Origin of the sequence: Bacillus sp. RE35 (assembly GCF_052146655.1) — a bacterium.
In the GTDB taxonomy this organism is placed as follows: domain Bacteria; phylum Bacillota; class Bacilli; order Bacillales; family Bacillaceae_G; genus Bacillus_A; species Bacillus_A cereus.
In genome coordinates this window covers 2120348-2139082 of record NZ_CP197377.1, presented here as the reverse complement: position 1 = coordinate 2139082, position 18735 = coordinate 2120348, and the positions used below count along the sequence as shown (strand labels likewise).

Sequence of the window (18735 nt, the reverse complement as noted above, 5' to 3'; positions counted from 1 at the left end):
TATCTCTTTAGTAAATAAACTCCAATTAGGTTCACACCTTGACTTTGTACTTTTCAACATATTTTTCCTTTACGAAACTTTGTTATCCCCTTCTTAAAAAGCTATAAAACGTCAACAATGTTTGTATAGACCCACACGACTTTCGTTTGATACTCTATTTATAGAAAGAAATTCCTTTAAAGAAAGGTGAGTGATTAAAATGGATACTCTTTCTCATAAAGAAGCTGATAAAGGTGCTATTGTCAGCATTATGGCCTACATATTTTTATCCTCTATGAAAATCATCATCAGTTATATTACCCTCTCTAGCGCATTACGCGCTGACGGTTTAAATAACTTAACGGATATCGGTGCTTCTTTAGCGATATTAATTGGTCTAAAAATATCTCGTAAACCTCGTGACCCAGATCATCCGTATGGGCATTCGCGTGCCGAACAAATCGCATCACTTGTTGCGTCCTTCATTATGGCAACAGTCGGATTAGAAGTTGTTATTAGTGCCATTCAATCTTTCTTAAATCCGAAACAAGCAGCGCCTAATGTACTCGCTGCATGGGTTGCTTTATTTTCTGCTGTCGTTATGTACTGCGTGTATTTGTATACGAAAAAAATTGCAGCACGAACAAAAAGTAAATCATTAGAAGCCGCTGCAAAGGATAATTTATCAGATGCACTCGTAAGCATTGGTACCGTAGTAGGTATTGTCGGTTCTCAGTTCCAAATGCCTATTTTAGACCCTATTGCCGCTTTAATTGTCGGTCTTATTATTTGTAAAACTGCATGGGAGATTTTCGTAGAATCTTCTCATATGCTAACAGATGGAATTGATCCTGATAAAATGGAAGAATACGCTGATGCTATTGAGCATATTGGCGGTGTGGAAAACATTGTAGATATTCGAGCACGTATGTATGGGAATCAAACGTACGTTGATATTACAATTGAAGTAGATGCTCGCATGGATGTTGGAGAAAGTCACTGTATTACCGACAACATCGAAGCTATGCTGCGCAAAAAATTTGGAATTTACCATGCACACATTCATGTTGAGCCAATGAAAAAAGAACCTATTATGACATAGGTTCTTTTTTTATGAACGTTTTATGGAATATAACACATAAAACGAGCCAGCTACCGCCAGCTGCCCATCCTGCTAATATGTCAGATGGATAGTGCACGCCAAGATATATTCGGCTAACTGAAATAGATAATACAACAAAGCTTGCTATAAGAATAATTAACAATTTTTTATGCAACGAAATACGCTCTTCAGTAATTGTGACGTATGCAATAAATCCTAAAAAAGCAGTAGCATTCATCGTATGACCGCTCGGAAAACTATATCCAGTTGCAGTAACAAGCTGCGTGACATCAGGTCTTGCTCGTTCGTACCATAGTTTAAGCATACTGTTTAAATAACGAGATCCGTAGTAATTAATTGTTAGAAGTAACGCACTAAGTAACTTTTTTCTAACGAGAAAATACATTACAAGAATAATGAGTAATGGAAAATATATTCTTTTGGAACCGATAAAAGACACCCAAGTAAAATAGGTCGTCAAATAATCGTTTCGAAAGCTTTGAATAAAATGTGCGACTATATTGTCAAAGTTCTCAATACAAGCGGTATGATACGAAAGTGATAATACGACAAAACAAATGAGTAACATAAAACTTAGCAAGTATAAATGTCGATATCGTTTCACATACATAACCTCACTATGCAAAAAAATGGAGCGGTTGTTTTAGTTTTCCTCTCCATTTCTTTTTTATGCATAGTTTATTAAAAAATATAATTATTAATTTTTTGCTTCATCTCAGGGATATCTTCTCTTGTTACGGTAAAACGAATCACCTTCTCATCAAGATCAAGCGCCTCAGCGAATAAACCAGCTAATCCACGTGATTTTCTATCTACTTCCATAATAATTTCTAGTCGGTCGTATGCACGTGGCAAGATTAATAATTCTAATTCATCTAATTTCCCATAATGCTCTCCAGAAACCGGAATAAACTCAAATTCTTGTGCGAATGGAACTTGCTTACGTAATCGATGTGGTAATTCTTCACATTCTATATGACGTGCTTTAAACCCTAATTCATTTACACTATCTAAAACACTACTTAATAATGCATTAGGTAACACTTGAACGTAGTCGCGGTCACTTGGGTCTATACTACGTTTAATATCAAGACCTGTATGAATCCAAACCGTTTTCATACCAAGTGTAAGTGGTGCTTCAATTGGCATTGGAAAAGAAAATGGAATTTCAACTTTTTCATTCGGTTCTACAGAAAAAGGTTCTGTTAAGCGTACTCGCTCTAAATCATATGTTGCTGTTACTTTTTTATCATCCACTTCTCGTACATACGACGTCGATAATGTTAAGTAAATGCTTTCAATTTGTTGGCTAACTGAACCTCCAGTTATATGAACCTTTCCAACTATTTCTTCCCCAACAATATACTCATCTTTTTCAAGAACAGTATCTACCTTTGCACTTCCAATACCAACGCTTGCTAAAAACTTTTGAAACATGGAGTCTCCATCCTTTCTAAAGCAGAAGCTACATCTTGTTTTAAATCTTGTACATTCTCATAGTACGGCGTTTTTATTTGTAACATTCGCATAAGCATTTCACGATTATAATGTTCCAAAGTTAATTCTTCGTACCATGGTTTTTCCTGTTTTTCATTAGATTCATATCCTGCATATAATAAAAATAATGAGAAATGACCGAGCGCATAAAAGTCGCTACGAAAGTGAACTTCTCGCATCAAAGCTTGTTCACCTTCGTAAGTTGTAGCTCGCTCATCATCTTCACCTTTCCATTTAGCTAATCCAAAATCGATAATACTAATTTGATTTTCTTTCATTAGTATGTTTGGAATGCGTAAATCTCGATGAATAATGCCTTCACTATGAAACACCGATACAATTTCTAATATTTCATATAAAATCTCAAAAACTTCGCGTTCTGTATATACATACCCATCTATGAAAATATAATCTTCAAAATTTTTACCAGGCATGTACTCCATCACAAAGAAGCTCTTTTTCTCCCATAGGAAATGATCATATAGACTAGGAATTGCATGATGATTTAATGTTTGTAAGATCATTTTCTCTTGTTCAAATGATTTTCTACCAGACTCATATCTTTGTTTACTTTGTCTTAATTGTTTTAAGACTTTATATCTATTTATTTGTAAATCATTAACGACATATGTAACCCCATAACTGCCCATTCCAATTACTGATTCAATTTTATAACGCTCTGCAACAATTGTATTTTTTCGCAGTGGTCTATCAAATAATGCTAGTACACGACGCCATTTCATCAGCTACTTGAAAAGAAGCTACGGCTTTTACGTTTTCTTTTATAATGTTGATGTCCATAACCAGATGAACGTCGTTTATAATCGCTACTTGAATACGAGCGCCCTCTACGACGATAATCACTACTTGAATACGAACGATATTTTTTCTTTCCTAATAAAGAATCAATAATTTTTTTGAACATTCCTTCACCTCTTGAGTAAAATTTCCTTTTCATTATACCAATAATTATTGACTATATTTGTGACAGGTTTGTAAAGAGTAAAAAACGACGAGTTATGCCCGTCGTTACTTTCATTCATCCTCTTCATCAAAAACTTCATCAATCATGCATTTCTCTAATAAATACTCAAATGTAATATCTGCGAGATCTTCAATTTCTTCTCGTTTTGGGACGTACCCTCTTTCAATTAGTTGCTCATAAAAAAACTCCGCAATCTCTTCCGTATCAATCACGACTTCAATTTCCTTCATGAGCATCACTCCTTTATTTCTGTTTTATGAAAAAATCTCAAAATTATGTATATGAGATTAGAAAAATAGATTTTATTTTTTTATAGGTCATAAGCTTTGGACGAGATGCATACGATTGTAGTACAAGCTATTCAAAGGGGGAAATAATAATGGAAAATCAATATGAAGTAGGACAAACAAAAGAAGAGTTCATGCATGAAGATCAATGGGCAGACTCTCTTATAAAGTGGCTTTTTATTTTTTTAATAGTTGTAGGCATACCTTATACTGCATATGTTGTTGTTCAATTTATTCTCTCTTTCTAGTTAACTATTTTTTCTCTGTCAATTTAACTAAATAATTATGAACAACATCCATTACAATTTTATATTCTTCATCTTTAAATGTATCGAACAATAATTGATAATCGTTATAAATATCAAGTAATCCATCAATGATTTCTTGACGATTCGTCTTAACACTCACTTTTTTCGAGTTGTTAATTGACTTTAACTTTCCTAAATCTAATTTATTCATACCTGCTTTATCTTGTTTCATTTTCTTCAAAATTGCATTTGCCGTTTGAGCATTGGCGAGTAACGTTAAATCTGATTCATCCGCTTCTAACCATTCACCATCCGTAATCCGTGACAATTCATAAATTGTATCTTCCCATGCGTCATTCTTATATCTCCATACTTCTGTACGAAAACCAACAATACGGAAAACATCTTTATCATATCCAGTTACTTGCACAAGATCACCAAACGTGAAATTATAATTTAATTCAATCCACTCCGTATCGCCCTTTTTCATATCTTGCTCTGTAACGTGCTGCAATGTTTGCTCTACGTAAAATCCATCGTGATTATTGACTTCGTATACATAAACTCCATCTAAAACCTTCATATTTGTGATTTTCCCAACGGTTCCATATAGCGTAATCACGACTATGTCCCCTACGTTGTATTTAGGTTGTTTTTTTCTTGCCATCTCTATCTCTCCTTTTTTTGACGTCGTGATTTTGATATCAGTATATGCAACCTACATAAAAACGCTTATCACAGAAGCTTATATTCATAAATTTTTTCAATAAAAAATATAATCTTATAAAATTTACATTACACTCAAACAAAAGCTAGTAACTAGACTAGCTTCAAATCAACAAATTTCATAATAAAAAAACATACAGAATACTTCACTTTAAATAAAGTAATGTATTCTGTATGTTTTCAAATAGTTTTTATCTATCTTGTATGTATAAATCCCAGGCTTCATCAAATATAGACATACTTTCTAGCATTCCGCTCAACTCTAAGTATGAACTAATTTCATCATAGTCTTCAGATTGCTTCGGAAAACTTAAATCATCATACATCGCCTCTGCTAAATCTGAAATTTCATTTCTAAATAAAGCTGCACGATGCTTCATCATATAATGGTAAAATGTCTTTTTCAAAAATATTCCCTACCTTTCTAACTTGGGTACATTATACAAGGCAAAAAAGAAAAAAACCAGCATAAAAGCTGGTTAAAAGTCGAAATAATTTCTTTTTAATAGACGCGGTCTTCCCATTAATTCTTCATATGTTAGTTGTTTTGGTAAATCTTTCGTGTAAATTAAGAATAATTGATCTTCAATTTCTTTTACTGTATGGTCTGATTGATAGTCCATCCCGCACGAGGAACAAGAAATACATGGTGTCTCTTGGATTTCAATGGCTTTCGTACCATCTGGTAATTCCCAATATACAGTATTCAAGCTTTCTTTCGCTTCTGTACTGTCACACCACATACAATTCATACTGCATCACCCTCAGTTTTTTTGTCGTTTTCTTCTAATTTAGCCATTTGTGCTTGATATTTTTTATCTTTTAATTGATCGCGCTTATCACGTTTATCTTTTAAAGATGCGTGAGTATCATTATCTTCGTAGTCTTTACGACGGTTCATACGCTGTAAGTCGTCTGGAACGAGGTTAAATTTCTTATCGCTCATAAGACCTGCGATACCAACATCTGAACGTTTTTCTTCGTAGTTCGGATAAATCTCTTTAAAGTATCCTTCCGCTCTTCCTGGAATATAGCTCTCTGGCTCTGGATACGTCGTAATAACACCTTCAAAGTTACGAAGTACAACTTTATCTGCACTTTGTGAGATTAAATAGTTTGGTTGAAGTGCAATTTTACCGCCTCCGCCTGGCGCATCAACAACGAATGTCGGAACAGCATAACCAGATGTGTGTCCACGTAAACCTTCAATAATTTCAAGACCTTTAGATACTGGTGCACGGAAGTGACCGATACCTTCAGATAAGTCACATTGATAAATGTAGTATGGACGTACACGGATTTTTACTAAGTCATGCATAAGTTTTTTCATAATTGGAACGCTGTCGTTAATACCAGCTAAAATTACTGCTTGGTTTCCGACTGGAACACCAGCATTCGCTAACATTTCACATGCCTTTTTCGATTCTTCAGTAATTTCAATAGATGTATTGAAATGTGTATTTAACCATACTGGATGGTATTTTTTAATAATGTTACATAAGTTTTCTGTAATACGTTGTGGGAATACTACTGGTGCTCTCGTTCCGATACGAATAATCTCAACATGCGGAATCTCTCGTAAATTTTTTAATACATATTCTAAAATTTTATCGTTAATTAGAAGTCCGTCACCACCGGAGATTAATACATCTCGTACTTGTGGCGTTTCACGAATATAAGCAATTGCATCATCTAATTGTTTCTTCGGTACACCCATTCCAATTTGTCCACTAAAACGACGACGTGTACAGTAACGACAATACATAGAACATTGATTTGTTACTAAGAATAGTACACGGTCCGGATAGCGATGTGTTAGCCCTGGAACTGGTGAATCTTCGTCTTCGTGAAGTGGGTCTTCTAAATCATATTTTGTTTTATATAACTCTTCCGAAATCGGTACTGATTGCATCCGAATCGGACAGCGTGGATCATCAGGATTCATTAGCCAAGCATAGTACGGTGTAATGTTTAACGGGATCGTTTTCGTTGAAATTTTAACGCCCTCTTCTTCTTCAGGTGTTAAGTTAATTACTTTTCTTAAGTCATCTAACGTTTTGATCGTATTCGTTAATTGCCAAACCCAATCATTCCATTGCTCTTCAGTAACATCTTTCCATAATTCGATATCCTTCCAGTGACGATTTGGTTTGTATACATCATGTAACATTGCTATTCCCCCTTTTTATACGCTCATCCTTTATATAAGCAATAGTTATGCCAACTTTACATTGTTGATAAGTAAATGTGCGGAGAACCCTATTACATAAGCGAAAAAATATTTTTAAGCGTTGTATGAAATCAATACTTAACATCATATTCATTACTTTTTATATATGTAAACGCTCTTTTATTCGTGCAAACACACAAAAACCGCCGATTATTCGGCGGTTTTGTCGTACTTGCTCAGTTTATATTGAAGCGTTTGACGAGGGATACCCAACATTTTTGCGGCTTGTAATATATTCCCTTCCGTTTCAATCAACGCTTGATCTATTAATTCTTTTTCTGTTTGATGAAGTGCTTCTCTAAGTGGCATTATACCCTTCTTCTTCGAAAACTTCTCTTTCCGAAATGTACGTGGTAAACAATTGGCTGTTAATGTATTCCCTTCTGCAATAATAACAGCATGTTCAATCGTATGTTTTAACTCCCGTACATTTCCAGGCCACTGATAAGCTTGCAGTCTATCTTTCGCTTCCTCATCAATTTGAAGTACACCTTTTTTATAACTTTTATTATATTCTTTCAAAAAATAAGATGCTAATAATAGTACATCCTCAGTTCTTTCACGAAGCGGTGGGATATATAATGAAAATACGTTTAAGCGATAATATAAATCAGTGCGAATTTTATTCTCTCGTAAACATATTTCTGGAGGCTGGTTCATCGCGGTAATAACACGAACATCTACTTTTCTCGTCTTATTATCACCAATTCTTCTAATGACTCCATCTTCTAACACTCGTAACATTTTTGCCTGCAAATCAAGAGGCATTGAATTCAGTTCATCTAAAAATAATGTACCACCATCAACAAGTTCAAATAGCCCAGCTCTTTCAATCGCTCCCGTATAGCTTCCTTTTGTCGTTCCAAACAATAAACTTTCTAATAGCGACTCTGGTAAAGCTGCACAGTTTTGTGCAATAAATGGCTTGTTTTTTCTTTTAGAAGCTTCATGAATTGCTTGTACGAACAGTTCTTTTCCTGTTCCTGTTTCACCATATATTAAAACATTCGCGTCTGTTGGTGCTACTTTTTGTGCTAACTCTTTCGTCTGTTTAAACCGCGTATCATTTGTCACTATCGTCTCAAATGCAGCGTGCTTTTTAATCACTTTTTTTCTAGATGATCGCTTTATTTTCGACTGTAAGTCAACAATTGTGTCAGTAAGCTTTTGAATTGTAGAGTAATCCTTTGCAATTTCAACAGCCCCAGCAATATTCCCATCTATAAAAATAGGTAACGTCGTATTTACTGTACAAACATCTTCACCATTTAAATTTTGATAATGTTGTACCTGATGTACGATAGGTTTTTTTGTATCTAGTACTTTCATCAATGTACTCGTTTCCCTTGATAAAGACGGGAACGCTTCTAACAGATGTTTCCCTAACACTTTTTCAATCTTCGATCCATCGTGTTTTGCAGCTACAGAATTATAAAATATTGTAATTCCATTTTCATCTACAGCGTGTATAGCCTCATCAATACTGCCCAAAATCGCTTCAATGACTTCTTGTGTCGAAACTGCTAGCAATGTCATCCCCCCTCTTGCCGAAAATCCAGCAATTACATGCCGAATTTTCGGCACACCTATGTGCGATTGTAAGCATGACGATTCCGTTCTATAATTTTAATCAATTTTATATTTTCATTAGATAACTCGAAACTCTAATTAGTACGGCTTTTTCAAACACCCAGCTCCACCTAACTGTTTTGCTTTACAGCCAAATTTTGAGGCGGAAGTTTTACTGCTTTCGAATAGCTAGATAGATCTTTCACCCATATATTCATATCTTCCAACTTATCGAAAATGTAGCAATTATTCGCCAGTCTTCCTGTATACGTATAGCCTAATTGATGAAAGGCAGCATTCATTCCGAAAGAAAGCGATCGAGCAATTGTATAGGAGCAGAAAATAGATCTTTCTTGAAGTTCTTCCTCTAATTTAATTAGTAAACTTTTCATAAATCCATGTTTACGGTATTCAGGTAAAGTAGCACAATTCGTTAATTCTGCATTCCCTTCCTTTATGTTCATTTCTGCAGATGCTGTACTAATAATTTTCCCCTCAAATTCATACACGTAGTAAATCGTATCGTCTTCTTTCATCGTCTGTAATACATAACTCGCTTCATTTAAAGGTGTCGGATACACTTCAAATACTTTTCCGAATACAGTTGCTAATTCTTCTGCATCTTCTTCAGTCGCTTTTCTCAGCAAAAATTTCTCTGGAACTACTTTTTCTTTTATTTCTTTTCCTTTTACACCGCTTAATATAGTATCTTCCTCAATCCAATGCATACTATTTCGTCTTTCATCATTATTATATTTCACAAAAAAGTATGCATCGTGTCCTTGAAAATAATGAGGTATCGTTGCTTCCAACAAAAAACCGAAAGAGAGCCATGTTGAAACATGCTCTCCCTTTCCTTTAATAATACATTTAGTGAAAGAATGTTTCTCTGCTAGTTCGTCAATTGTCTGTATAATACTTTCAACATTTCCTGTATAGTGATCTACCCGAATACGCTTATTAAAATAATCTAAAACACCTTCTACTGTATAACAATTCGTCTGTTCTCTAAAAGATTCATAGTATTTCATCTTTTCACCTCACACCAATCTAGTAATGTACATGCAATAATTTTTGCGGCAGCTATCATTTTATCAACTTCTATATATTCGTTTGGATAGTGTGCTACTTTCGTCTCTCCTGGACCAAATACTATTGTTGGTACGTTTGCAATTTGTGTAAATAAACCTCCATCAGTCCCCCACGGAGATGCTTCAATAATTGGTTCGTTCCCTTCGATTTCAACAAAGTTGTGATGAAGTGTCGTAATGAGTTCATGATTCTCTTCTAGTTCACCAGGAACCCATCTCGCTCCAAACCATTCTACTTCTACTGGATTTTCAACAAACCAATTGTCCACATCATTTAATTCAGCAATCCAATTCTCAAACTCTTCTTTTGCCGCCTCTATAGTCTCATTCGGCGCAACACCGCATCTTCCTTCTAAAATTAATTCATCGGGAACAGAACTTGGCCAACTCCCTCCTTCAATTTTCCCAATGTTAATTGGAATTGGAATCGGAATTTCTTTAAATAACGGATCTGTAATTCGACTATTTCTTTTCTCCTCTAGCTTTCTTACATGTTCTATAACAAACATACTTTTTTCAATTGCACTAACCCCTTCATAGCGCGTTCCACCGTGTGCAGCTTTCCCTTTTACACGTAGACGAAACCACATGGAACCTTGTTGTTTCGGGAAAAACTTCATATTAGTAGGCTCCGGAATAATGACACCATCTGCCTTATATCCTCGTAATATAGTTGCTAATGTCCCTGCTCCGCCACTTTCCTCTTCTATTACACTTTGAAAATAGATGTCTCCTTTTAATTCAATGTTAGATTCAATAATCGCTTCCATCGCAAGCATAAGTGCGACATTTCCGCCCTTCATATCCGTCGTTCCACGGCCATATATACGATTTCCGATTTTCTCACCGCTATAAGGATGATGTTCCCACTGATTCACATCCCCTTCTGGAACTACATCAATATGCCCATTCAATATCATAGATTTCCCGTCGCCACTTCCTTTTAAAGTTGCTACAATATTTGGGCTATCTGAAAAACTTGTACGGGGTGATACAAAATAAGGATGATCTTTCATTTTAGAAAAAGAAGGCTCCCATATATCGAGCTCTAAACCTAATTCACGTAATTTTTCAATCACAATTGCCTGCGCACCGCTTTCATCACCAGATACGCTCTTTTCTTGAATTAATCGTTTTAAAAATTTCACACTTTCCTCTTCATGGCTCTCAATATAATCACAAACTTGCTTTTTTAATTGCTCCATATATTACATCTCCCTTCATTCAATTACTAGTAAGTTAGAACTAATTTGAAAATCAGCTTCTGTATGTCGTTTTACATCTTCTACTGTGTATGGGCTCATTAATTCTTGTAATATAAGTCCACTCGGAGTTACCTCCATGACTGCCATATCAGTAATAATTAAATCTACACATTTCTTTGAAGTTAATGGCAATGTACACTCTGAAACAATTTTTGCATTTCCGTACTTATCAACATGATTCATCACAACAACGACCCGCTTCGCTTTTTGTGCTAAATCCATTGCTCCACCAATACCTGGAACACGTTTTCCAGGTACAATCCAGTTTGCTAAATCACCATTTTCACTTACTTGTAATGAACCAAGAATCGTTATGTCTAGCAAACCTTTTCGAATCATCCCAAACGCTGTGCAGCTATCGAAATAACTCGCTCCTGTTATAAGAGAAGTTGGTAAACCTGCTGCATTACACAAATTTTCATCTTCATTCCCTTTACTTGGCGTTGGTCCCATGCCGACGATTCCATTTTCCGCATGAAACATAACATTTATATCTTCAGGCAAATGATTTGGTACAAGCGATGGTATGCCAATACCTAAATTTACAATCATACCATTTTGTATTTCTTTCGCCGCACGCCTAGCAATCTTATCCCTCACTTCTACGCCCATACCCATTTCCAGTTCACTCCTTCCGACAGTACAATATAATTTACGAAAACACCTGGAACGACAATTTCCTCTGGATCTAAACTTCCAAGCGGGACTATTTCTTCTGCTTCTACAATTGTTATATCCCCAGCCATAGCTACATGGGGATTCATATTTCGTGCACTTTTGTCAAATACAAGGTTACCAAATGGATCTGCCTTTTTCGCATATACAATTGAAACTTCAGCAGTTAATGCTGTTTCAACTAAGTAGGTCTTACCATTCATTTCAACTGTTCGTTTTCCCTCTTCCACAATCGTATCAACACCAACATCAACTAAAACACCACCAAGACCAACGCCACCAGCGCGAATACGCTCTGCTAATGTTCCCTGCGGAGAAAACTCAATTTGTAACCTTCCCTCGTTTAGTTGCCTTCCTGCATTTGGATTGGAGCCAATGTGAGAAGTAATTATTGATTTAACTCTTTCATTTGTAACAAGACGACCGATACCTACATCAGGAAATCCAGTGTCATTTCCAATTAAATTTAAATTTGTAACGCCTTTTTCTAAAATTGCCTGTATTAAAGATGGAGGGGATCCAATCCCTCCAAATCCCCCAAACATCAATGTCATATCATCATGGAACAAAGAAATTACTTCCTCAATTTCTTTTAATTTACCGAATGTATTTGTAATAGTTGTCATGCGATACTATGCCCTCCTTTTTGCATCATCTCTTCCACACTTTTAGAGAAAATTGAAAGTAATTCATCTAACTCGGAATATGTAGTTGTCATTGGCGGTGCTACAAGCAGTGCACTATCTTCTTTTCCTGCTTGCCCTGAAACTGCTTGGTATAACAGCAGACCATTTTTAGCTGCAACTGAAATAAGCTCTGACGCTTTTGTAAACGGTTGCAATTCTACCCCGATTAGCAACCCTTTTCCGCGCACATCAGCAATGATTGTCGATTGTTGCTGAACTTTCTGTAAGCCTTTTATTAAATACTCTCCCTTTTCTGCTGTTTTTTCAGGAAGATTATGTTTCTCCATATATTCAATAACAGCTAAAGCCGTTGCTGCAGACAATGGATTTGCACTTAACGTATGACCACTCATTACTGAACGTGATCCACGTAATATTGGTTCCATAACACGATCACTTACAACTGTCGCTGCCATCGGTGTATATCCCGCTCCTAACCCTTTACCAAGTGTCATAATATCCGGCTCTACGCCCCAATGCTCCATCGCAAACCATGCTCCAGTACGACCAAGCCCAGTCATTACTTCATCCGCAATAAATAAAATATCGTAATGGTCGCAAATCTCTTTAATGACTTTATAATAGTCTTTCGGCGGAACAACCGCGCCTCCAGCTGCTCCGATAATCGGCTCAGCAATAAAAGCAGCAATATGCTCTGCACCAATTCTTTCAATTGATCTTTCTAGTTCAGTCGCACATGCCAGCTGACAAGTTGGATATACTTTTTGAACAGGACATCTGAAACAATATGGAGCTGGTATAGTCGGATAATCTTCCAAAATAGATACGAAACGTTGTCTACGTAGTGGATGCCCAGACATCGATAAAGCACCCATCGTAATACCGTGATAACTCATCCATCTTGATAAAATTTTATGTTTCCCTTGAATACCTCGCTCTTGAAAATGCTGAATTGCAATTTTCATAGCTGTTTCATTCGCTTCCGTGCCACTATTTACAAAAAAACTCCAGTTCAAATCTCCTACACTTAAATCACTTAACTTCTTCGCTAATTTTTCAGCTGGTTCACTCGTAAACTGTGATCTATAAACGAAAGCAATCTCCTCAGCTTGCTTTTTAATAACGTCTGCAATCTCCTTTACGCCATGCCCAATACCTGCCGTAATTGCTCCTGACGAACCATCAAAATATTTATTGCCATTTTGATCATACAAATAAACACCTTTTCCATGTGAAATCATTGGATACGGCTGACCAACAAGTGGTTTAATTAAGTAATCGCGCATAGCGCTCCCCCATTTCTCCAATTTGTATATATATATGAAGAAAATTGACGTTTCTTTCATAAAAAAGAATCCTCTGCAAAAGCAGTGAATTTATCAAAAAACTATTATAAAATATACAAATGAGTGCTTAAAAATTTTTATAAAACAGAAAATTCAGAACTAAAAAACCGAAGACCAACCCTTTTCTATACGCCCAAATAACCCTCCTTTTTATATGAAATGACTACATCACCAAATGTTTTTATAGCATAATGCCAACTGTCCTTAAATGCCGACATTCTGTACACTTCGACGGAACTCCCGTTAAACTCCTTCCTATTATCCTACTTTAAATTGCATATTTTAAAACAAATTTCGACACCCACCTTACTAATCAATTCAGATTCCTATTCATTATGTAAACTTTTCAGTTTTAAACTATAAAAAAAGAACCGATTAACCACACTAATCAGTTCGTCATGACGCTCTCTTATGGGTTAATACTGTCAATTGCTAAAATAAATAGAAAAATGAAGTTTACAAATTCATCCTACAGCCTATAACACAAAACCTTTTCATAACTTCATTCACAATTACTATCGGGATATCCCTATCCCGAAGTGGCACTCCTTTCCTCAGATTCAAAGTATCTTTCCTTTATAATTTATGTAGGACAATTATCACTTTGTATGTGTATTTGCCTATAATTAAAAAAATCCCTAGTTTTCTAGCGATTTTTGGACATGTATTCAATATGTTAATTGAAATGCACTTTCAATTTGGCATTTATTTTACTTTCGTACAGTCATATGTACTGCTTTACTCTGCGAAATTCTCGTAAGCACCAGCACCTCTTTATGAAAACATATTTGTTGTCAATTTTTAATTTTCCCTTTATAAAATCATTTTTTTTGCATAACCGCTTTCTTGCTTCGCATATAGTTTTAATGATGACAAAGGAGGAATGTTCATGTCTCAATCTGAAATCGAAAAATATGGACAAGAAGTTACACAATACGAACAACTCGCACGTTACTATCAGTTTCATAATCCTAAAAAATATATAGAATTATATATGAAATATTACGATGCACTATCAAAACTTGTACAGGCGTATGAAACAAGAGACTCACAAGAAGCTGCTTTACCGTCACATATAAGAATTTTTCATGCCGATCCAAATATACCAGCGGTTGACATTTTAGTAAACGGACAAAAGGTTATTAAAAATATTTCATTTAAGCAATTCAGCCCTTATTTATCATTAGTGCAAGGTAAATACCGTATAGATATTGTTCCTGTCGGAAATGAAACTCCAATCTTTTCAGCGTTGGTACCAATAATGGGAAATCATACTTATACTCTTGCTGCAATAAATAGTGATAATCACCTACAATTACAGCCTATACTTGATAATACACATTTACCAGCTGGTCAAGCCAAAATACGGTTTGCACATTTCTCTCCAGATACCCCTGTTGTAAACGTAGATTTAAAAGATGGGGATCATTTATTTGAAAATGTACTCTTTAAACAAATAACAGATTTTTTGCAAGTTAGCCCTGGTACAGCAGATATTGAAATTTCACTCGCAGATAATAAAAACGTTTTATTGACTATACCGAAATTCAATGTTGAACCAAATGTTATTTATACAATTTCAATAGTAGGTTATTCAACTAAAGATCCTAAATTAGAAGCCGTTATACTCACAAATTAAAACAGTCTACACCATTCATTTGGTGTAGACTGTTTATTTTTGAAATGCAATTTGAAATTCTGTCCAATCGTTATCTGATCGACACATAATGGATCCATTATGTTTTTCCACAATTTGTTTACATACAAATAATCCAATACCAGTTCCTAACTTTTTAGTAGTTACAAATGGTTCAAAAATCGTTTCTACATTTTCAGCTGGAATCATTGGTCCATTATTTTTTATCACAATTCGAATAGCTTGATCTTCTTCAAATACATCAATGATAATTTTTCGTTCTTCTTTCATTGATTCAAGAGCATCAATTGAATTCATTAATATGTTTAAAAATACTTGTCTCACTTCACTCCGATAACCAACAAGCGGAATTGGATACGGTAAATTCTTTTCAATCAAAACATTCGCATTGACCAAACTCGGATATAAGAATTGTATAATGTCTTGAAACAAGTCATTAAGCCAAAACCGTTCCGATTCATTCCACATTTCTTTTTTCGATACGAGTAAAAATTGCGAAATACGAAAATTTAATTGATCTAATTCATGCGAAATAATATCTAAATACGATAAACTCGGATGATCCGCCTTTAATAATTTAACAAACCCCATAATGGAAGTAAGCGGATTACGAAATTCATGTACAAAACTAGCTGACATTTGCCCTAAAATCGTCAGCCTTTCTTTATGTGTTTCGTTAATATATTGCTGTTTTTCCTCTAAATTCTTCGATATAATTTCCGAGTATTTTAAAACGGTATAATAAATTAATTTGTCAAAACAAGTATGTATTTTTGCCATAATTGGTTTCAATTCACGAGCGCTAACATCTAATTCACACATCGCTTCGAAAAGTTCATTTCTTCCCACGTTTGCGTTATAAACAAAATCTCCAATATTCGCATCTGCTCCAGCACGTTCAATAGCAATTTTCTCACATAACGGTTGAAGATAATTTATATCTTTATCTTCCATAGTAAGTTCGATAATTAACTCTAGTAAATCCTCTCCATTTTGAACTACTTCTAGTTTAAATGGATCTTTTTCGGAAATTATCATTTTGTTTTTCCAGTTCTCTACGAATTGGTGCCTATTGTTTTTCAAGTGTGAACAAAATATTTCTTTAATATCCTTATCGATTGGAAAAACCTCCATTCCCTCCATTTCCATACGACGAATACCCTTTATATTTTGAATATTAACACAAAAAATACGATTCGTTAATAGATTTTTGTCACATTTTGTTAATTTCTGTTGATAAAATTATTTTTTCTTTCTTATTTAACTAATTGTATACAAATCCCCTTTTTCCTTCACATATTTTCATTATTTCCGTAGTCAAAACGACTTTTTTTTGCATCATTTTTAATTCTTGCGTACAATAGAAAATGAAAGGTGTGAAAAATATGGTAAATAAAAATGTGGAAGATTATCTCCAAGAAGGCATTTACGGCCAAAAGCAAAACAAACCAGAAGAACGTAATATGTATTTAACTACATTACGTGAGCGTGTGGAAATCGCTTTAACAATCGGTCAAGTAATGCAAAGTAATGTATACTCTGAAGTGGCGGGTAGCATGCGCTCTTCTCAATCATTACAACTCCTCCTAAATGGTGGCATTGCTTACCCACATTTATCAAAATACATTAAATTAGCAAACGAAAAAAATGTTCCTTTTACAATTGTTCAAAATAAAGATACAAAAACACCAATCGGTTTAGTATTAACTCATGCTACTGCTATAGATAAAGAACAAATTTATGTAGAAGATACTATTTTCAAACAAGAAATGAAGTAAAAGTTACACTTAATTAAATAGTTACTAGAAGCGTAAAAAACGAGTATGGAATCGTAAACATTTCCTACTCGTTTTTTAGTGCAAGTTTTAAGTTTTTCCACTTTATTTTTTAATACATACTAATTTCATTTCTGTCATTTCTTCTATTGCATATTTAATTCCTTCGCGTCCCGTGCCACTTTCTTTCACACCACCATAAGGCATATGATCTACTCTGAACGTTGGAATATCATTAATCATGACACCACCAACCTCTAGCTCATCAATTGCACGCATTGCTTTAAATAAATTATTTGTAAATACTCCTGCCTGTAAGCCGTAACGCGAATTATTTACTTGCTCAATCGCTTCATCAAATTCTTTAAATGTATTTACTGTCATGAGTGGACCGAATACTTCTTGGCACTGCACAGATACATGATCTGGAACATTTGTTAATACAGTCGGTTCAAAAATTCTTGCATCCTGCTTCTTACCACCACATAAAACAGTTGCTCCTTCCTTAATTGCTTCTTGAACCCACATATCAATTCGCTCTACATCTTTTTTTGAAATTAAAGCTGATACATCCGTTTCCTCAAGCAATGGATCACCAACAACAACTAATTCCATCGCTTCCTTTAGCTTTGAGAGAAATTCATGTATTTTCGTTTCATGTACAAAAATACGTTGTACTGAAATACAAACTTGCCCATTATTAACAAATGCTCCCCATTTTACACGTTCAATTATTTCATCTGTTAACTCTACATCTTCATCAATAATAACAGCAGCATTTGAGCCTAGTTCTAACGTAACTCGTTTTAGCCCAGCCTTTTGTTTTATTCCGATTCCAACTTTTGGACTTCCGGTAAAAGTAATAGAAGCAACGTAATCATTTTTGACGATTGCCTCACCAACCGTGGGGCCAGGGCCAGAAATGATATTTAAAGCTCCATTTGGCAATCCTGCCTCTTCAAATAACTCAACTAATGCATAAGATGATAATGGCGTTTGATCAGCTGGCTTTAATACAACTGTATTTCCGGCAGCGATTGCTGGTCCAACTTTATGCGCTACTAAATTTAATGGGAAATTAAATGGTGTAATAGCCCCTATAACCCCAATCGGCTTTCGGATTGTATATGCAATACGCCCATCTGCACCAGGTGCGGCGTCTAATGGCAATGTCTCACCATATATACGCTTCGCTTCTTCAGCTGCAAATTTGTACGTTTGAACAGTACGATCTACTTCTCCCCTTGCAGCACGTATTGGTTTTGCAGCTTCTTTTGCAATAATCTCTGCAAATTCTTCTCTTCTTTCATCCATTTTTTGTGCAACTTTCTCTAAAATAGTCGCACGATCATATGCAGATAATGTATTCATTTTTGTCATTGCATTTTTTGCAGCAGTAACAGCCTCTTTTACATCTTCTTCCGTTCCTTGTGCAATTTCCGCTAATGTTTCTTCAGAATATGGTGCGTATAATGGTTTATACGTGTTTACAGATTTCCAATTTCCGTTTATATATAAATGCTTTTTCATACTTCTTCTCCTTCCAAATATATGTATACAACAATACTTCACCTAGTGAAAGGTTCAACTTATGTCATTGTATCATAGCCCCTATCCCTCAAAAAACATTATGCT

General features: G+C 35.0%; 21 protein-coding genes. 4 read left to right on the top strand and 17 right to left on the bottom strand.

Annotated features, from left to right (window positions below; genetic code table 11):
* Nucleotides 1-199 precede the first annotated feature (199 nt).
* Nucleotides 200-1081 (top strand): cation diffusion facilitator family transporter, encoded by an 882-nt coding sequence (locus ACTL4X_RS11145; RefSeq protein ID WP_000380385.1) that lies wholly within the window; start codon nt 200-202, stop codon nt 1079-1081.
* Here the strand turns inward: ACTL4X_RS11145 and ACTL4X_RS11140 are convergent.
* The 5 genes from ACTL4X_RS11140 to ACTL4X_RS11120 all read right to left on the bottom strand — a co-directional run bounded on the left by ACTL4X_RS11140 (nt 1071) and on the right by ACTL4X_RS11120 (nt 3814).
* Nucleotides 1071-1706, bottom strand: coding sequence for a phosphatase PAP2 family protein (locus ACTL4X_RS11140; protein WP_441395028.1), 636 nt, complete (start codon nt 1704-1706; stop codon nt 1071-1073). The two genes, ACTL4X_RS11145 and ACTL4X_RS11140, sit on opposite strands and share 11 nt — an antisense overlap.
* Nucleotides 1707-1783: 77 nt before the next feature.
* A complete protein-coding gene (locus ACTL4X_RS11135) occupies nt 1784-2539 on the bottom strand; it encodes a sporulation protein (RefSeq protein ID WP_000486625.1) in 756 nt (251 codons plus the stop codon).
* Entirely contained in the window at nt 2521-3342 is an 822-nt protein-coding gene (locus tag ACTL4X_RS11130; protein WP_000872063.1) for a serine/threonine protein kinase, read from the bottom strand. Before ACTL4X_RS11130 ends, ACTL4X_RS11135 begins: the two co-directional genes overlap by 19 nt.
* A complete protein-coding gene (locus ACTL4X_RS11125) occupies nt 3342-3524 on the bottom strand; it encodes a hypothetical protein (protein ID WP_000473371.1) in 183 nt (60 codons plus the stop codon). Before ACTL4X_RS11125 ends, ACTL4X_RS11130 begins: the two co-directional genes overlap by 1 nt.
* A gap of 110 nt (nt 3525-3634) precedes the next feature.
* Complete coding sequence (locus tag ACTL4X_RS11120; RefSeq protein ID WP_000658451.1) at nt 3635-3814, bottom strand: YozD family protein; 180 nt, start codon at nt 3812-3814, stop codon at nt 3635-3637.
* A gap of 149 nt (nt 3815-3963) precedes the next feature.
* Between ACTL4X_RS11120 and ACTL4X_RS11115 the strand changes: the two genes are divergently transcribed.
* Nucleotides 3964-4119, top strand: a complete 156-nt coding sequence (locus ACTL4X_RS11115) for a DUF3930 family protein (protein ID WP_000431486.1) — start codon at nt 3964-3966, stop codon at nt 4117-4119.
* A 4-nt stretch (nt 4120-4123) separates the two neighbouring features.
* On the opposite strand, the gene ACTL4X_RS11110 is transcribed toward ACTL4X_RS11115, so the two are convergent.
* The 10 genes from ACTL4X_RS11110 to ACTL4X_RS11065 all read right to left on the bottom strand — a co-directional run bounded on the left by ACTL4X_RS11110 (nt 4124) and on the right by ACTL4X_RS11065 (nt 13608).
* Complete coding sequence (locus ACTL4X_RS11110; protein ID WP_000101499.1) at nt 4124-4786, bottom strand: hypothetical protein; 663 nt, start codon at nt 4784-4786, stop codon at nt 4124-4126.
* 250 nt (nt 4787-5036) lie between these two features.
* Nucleotides 5037-5252, bottom strand: a complete 216-nt coding sequence (locus ACTL4X_RS11105; protein ID WP_000750717.1) for a YozE family protein — start codon at nt 5250-5252, stop codon at nt 5037-5039.
* A gap of 72 nt (nt 5253-5324) precedes the next feature.
* A complete protein-coding gene (locus ACTL4X_RS11100) occupies nt 5325-5597 on the bottom strand; it encodes a YokU family protein (RefSeq protein ID WP_000995763.1) in 273 nt (90 codons plus the stop codon).
* The gene (gene ablA, locus ACTL4X_RS11095; protein WP_000902142.1) at nt 5594-7015 is read right to left on the bottom strand and encodes a lysine 2,3-aminomutase; all 1422 of its coding nucleotides are present in this window, start codon (nt 7013-7015) and stop codon (nt 5594-5596) included. Before ablA ends, ACTL4X_RS11100 begins: the two co-directional genes overlap by 4 nt.
* A 210-nt stretch (nt 7016-7225) precedes the next feature.
* A complete protein-coding gene (gene rocR / locus ACTL4X_RS11090) occupies nt 7226-8611 on the bottom strand; it encodes an arginine utilization transcriptional regulator RocR (RefSeq protein WP_011110073.1) in 1386 nt (461 codons plus the stop codon).
* Between the two features lie 164 nt (nt 8612-8775).
* The gene (ablB, locus tag ACTL4X_RS11085) at nt 8776-9675 is read right to left on the bottom strand and encodes a putative beta-lysine N-acetyltransferase (RefSeq protein WP_000878594.1); all 900 of its coding nucleotides are present in this window, start codon (nt 9673-9675) and stop codon (nt 8776-8778) included.
* A complete protein-coding gene (locus ACTL4X_RS11080; RefSeq protein WP_000436699.1) occupies nt 9672-10940 on the bottom strand; it encodes a peptidase in 1269 nt (422 codons plus the stop codon). Before ACTL4X_RS11080 ends, ablB begins: the two co-directional genes overlap by 4 nt.
* 15 nt (nt 10941-10955) lie before the next feature.
* Nucleotides 10956-11618, bottom strand: a complete 663-nt coding sequence (locus tag ACTL4X_RS11075) for a CoA transferase subunit B (protein WP_000525293.1) — start codon at nt 11616-11618, stop codon at nt 10956-10958.
* Nucleotides 11603-12301, bottom strand: coding sequence for an acetate CoA-transferase subunit alpha (gene atoD, locus ACTL4X_RS11070; protein ID WP_441395027.1), 699 nt, complete (start codon nt 12299-12301; stop codon nt 11603-11605). Before atoD ends, ACTL4X_RS11075 begins: the two co-directional genes overlap by 16 nt.
* On the bottom strand, nt 12298-13608 hold the full coding sequence (locus tag ACTL4X_RS11065) for an aspartate aminotransferase family protein (RefSeq protein ID WP_001205882.1): 1311 nt from the start codon (nt 13606-13608) through the stop codon (nt 12298-12300). Before ACTL4X_RS11065 ends, atoD begins: the two co-directional genes overlap by 4 nt.
* 949 nt (nt 13609-14557) lie before the next feature.
* Here ACTL4X_RS11065 and ACTL4X_RS11060 point away from each other — a divergent pair.
* Nucleotides 14558-15307 (top strand): DUF4397 domain-containing protein, encoded by a 750-nt coding sequence (locus ACTL4X_RS11060; RefSeq protein ID WP_441395026.1) that lies wholly within the window; start codon nt 14558-14560, stop codon nt 15305-15307.
* A 33-nt stretch (nt 15308-15340) separates the two neighbouring features.
* Here the strand turns inward: ACTL4X_RS11060 and ACTL4X_RS11055 are convergent, their stop codons facing one another.
* Nucleotides 15341-16474: a BA2291 family sporulation histidine kinase gene (locus ACTL4X_RS11055; protein ID WP_000425086.1), complete on the bottom strand. Its 1134-nt coding sequence runs from the start codon at nt 16472-16474 to the stop codon at nt 15341-15343.
* Between the two features lie 236 nt (nt 16475-16710).
* On the opposite strand from ACTL4X_RS11055, the gene ACTL4X_RS11050 reads away from it, so the two are divergent.
* Complete coding sequence (locus ACTL4X_RS11050; RefSeq protein ID WP_000247558.1) at nt 16711-17103, top strand: YueI family protein; 393 nt, start codon at nt 16711-16713, stop codon at nt 17101-17103.
* A 102-nt stretch (nt 17104-17205) separates the two neighbouring features.
* On the opposite strand, the gene ACTL4X_RS11045 is transcribed toward ACTL4X_RS11050, so the two are convergent.
* Nucleotides 17206-18630, bottom strand: coding sequence for an aldehyde dehydrogenase family protein (locus tag ACTL4X_RS11045; protein ID WP_441395025.1), 1425 nt, complete (start codon nt 18628-18630; stop codon nt 17206-17208).
* Nucleotides 18631-18735 lie beyond the last annotated feature (105 nt).

Excerpts from the sequence above, each read along its gene's own strand:
- atoD (WP_441395027.1), bottom strand. The coding sequence starts at position 12,301 with ATGACAACTATTACAAATACATTCGGTAAATTAAAAGAAATTGAGGAA.
- ACTL4X_RS11100 (WP_000995763.1), bottom strand. The coding sequence starts at position 5,597 with ATGAATTGTATGTGGTGTGACAGTACAGAAGCGAAAGAAAGCTTGAAT.
- ACTL4X_RS11110 (WP_000101499.1), bottom strand. The coding sequence starts at position 4,786 with ATGGCAAGAAAAAAACAACCTAAATACAACGTAGGGGACATAGTCGTG.
- ACTL4X_RS11130 (WP_000872063.1), bottom strand. The coding sequence starts at position 3,342 with ATGAAATGGCGTCGTGTACTAGCATTATTTGATAGACCACTGCGAAAA.
- rocR (WP_011110073.1), bottom strand. The coding sequence starts at position 8,611 with ATGACATTGCTAGCAGTTTCGACACAAGAAGTCATTGAAGCGATTTTG.
- ACTL4X_RS11045 (WP_441395025.1), bottom strand. The coding sequence starts at position 18,630 with ATGAAAAAGCATTTATATATAAACGGAAATTGGAAATCTGTAAACACG.
- ablA (WP_000902142.1), bottom strand. The coding sequence starts at position 7,015 with ATGTTACATGATGTATACAAACCAAATCGTCACTGGAAGGATATCGAA.
- ACTL4X_RS11075 (WP_000525293.1), bottom strand. The coding sequence starts at position 11,618 with ATGGGTATGGGCGTAGAAGTGAGGGATAAGATTGCTAGGCGTGCGGCG.
- ACTL4X_RS11115 (WP_000431486.1), top strand. The coding sequence starts at position 3,964 with ATGGAAAATCAATATGAAGTAGGACAAACAAAAGAAGAGTTCATGCAT.
- ACTL4X_RS11135 (WP_000486625.1), bottom strand. The coding sequence starts at position 2,539 with ATGTTTCAAAAGTTTTTAGCAAGCGTTGGTATTGGAAGTGCAAAGGTA.
- ACTL4X_RS11145 (WP_000380385.1), top strand. The coding sequence starts at position 200 with ATGGATACTCTTTCTCATAAAGAAGCTGATAAAGGTGCTATTGTCAGC.
- ACTL4X_RS11120 (WP_000658451.1), bottom strand. The coding sequence starts at position 3,814 with ATGAAGGAAATTGAAGTCGTGATTGATACGGAAGAGATTGCGGAGTTT.
- ACTL4X_RS11125 (WP_000473371.1), bottom strand. The coding sequence starts at position 3,524 with ATGTTCAAAAAAATTATTGATTCTTTATTAGGAAAGAAAAAATATCGT.
- ACTL4X_RS11050 (WP_000247558.1), top strand. The coding sequence starts at position 16,711 with ATGGTAAATAAAAATGTGGAAGATTATCTCCAAGAAGGCATTTACGGC.
- ACTL4X_RS11080 (WP_000436699.1), bottom strand. The coding sequence starts at position 10,940 with ATGGAGCAATTAAAAAAGCAAGTTTGTGATTATATTGAGAGCCATGAA.
- ablB (WP_000878594.1), bottom strand. The coding sequence starts at position 9,675 with ATGAAATACTATGAATCTTTTAGAGAACAGACGAATTGTTATACAGTA.
- ACTL4X_RS11055 (WP_000425086.1), bottom strand. The coding sequence starts at position 16,474 with ATGGAAATGGAGGGAATGGAGGTTTTTCCAATCGATAAGGATATTAAA.
- ACTL4X_RS11060 (WP_441395026.1), top strand. The coding sequence starts at position 14,558 with ATGTCTCAATCTGAAATCGAAAAATATGGACAAGAAGTTACACAATAC.
- ACTL4X_RS11065 (WP_001205882.1), bottom strand. The coding sequence starts at position 13,608 with ATGCGCGATTACTTAATTAAACCACTTGTTGGTCAGCCGTATCCAATG.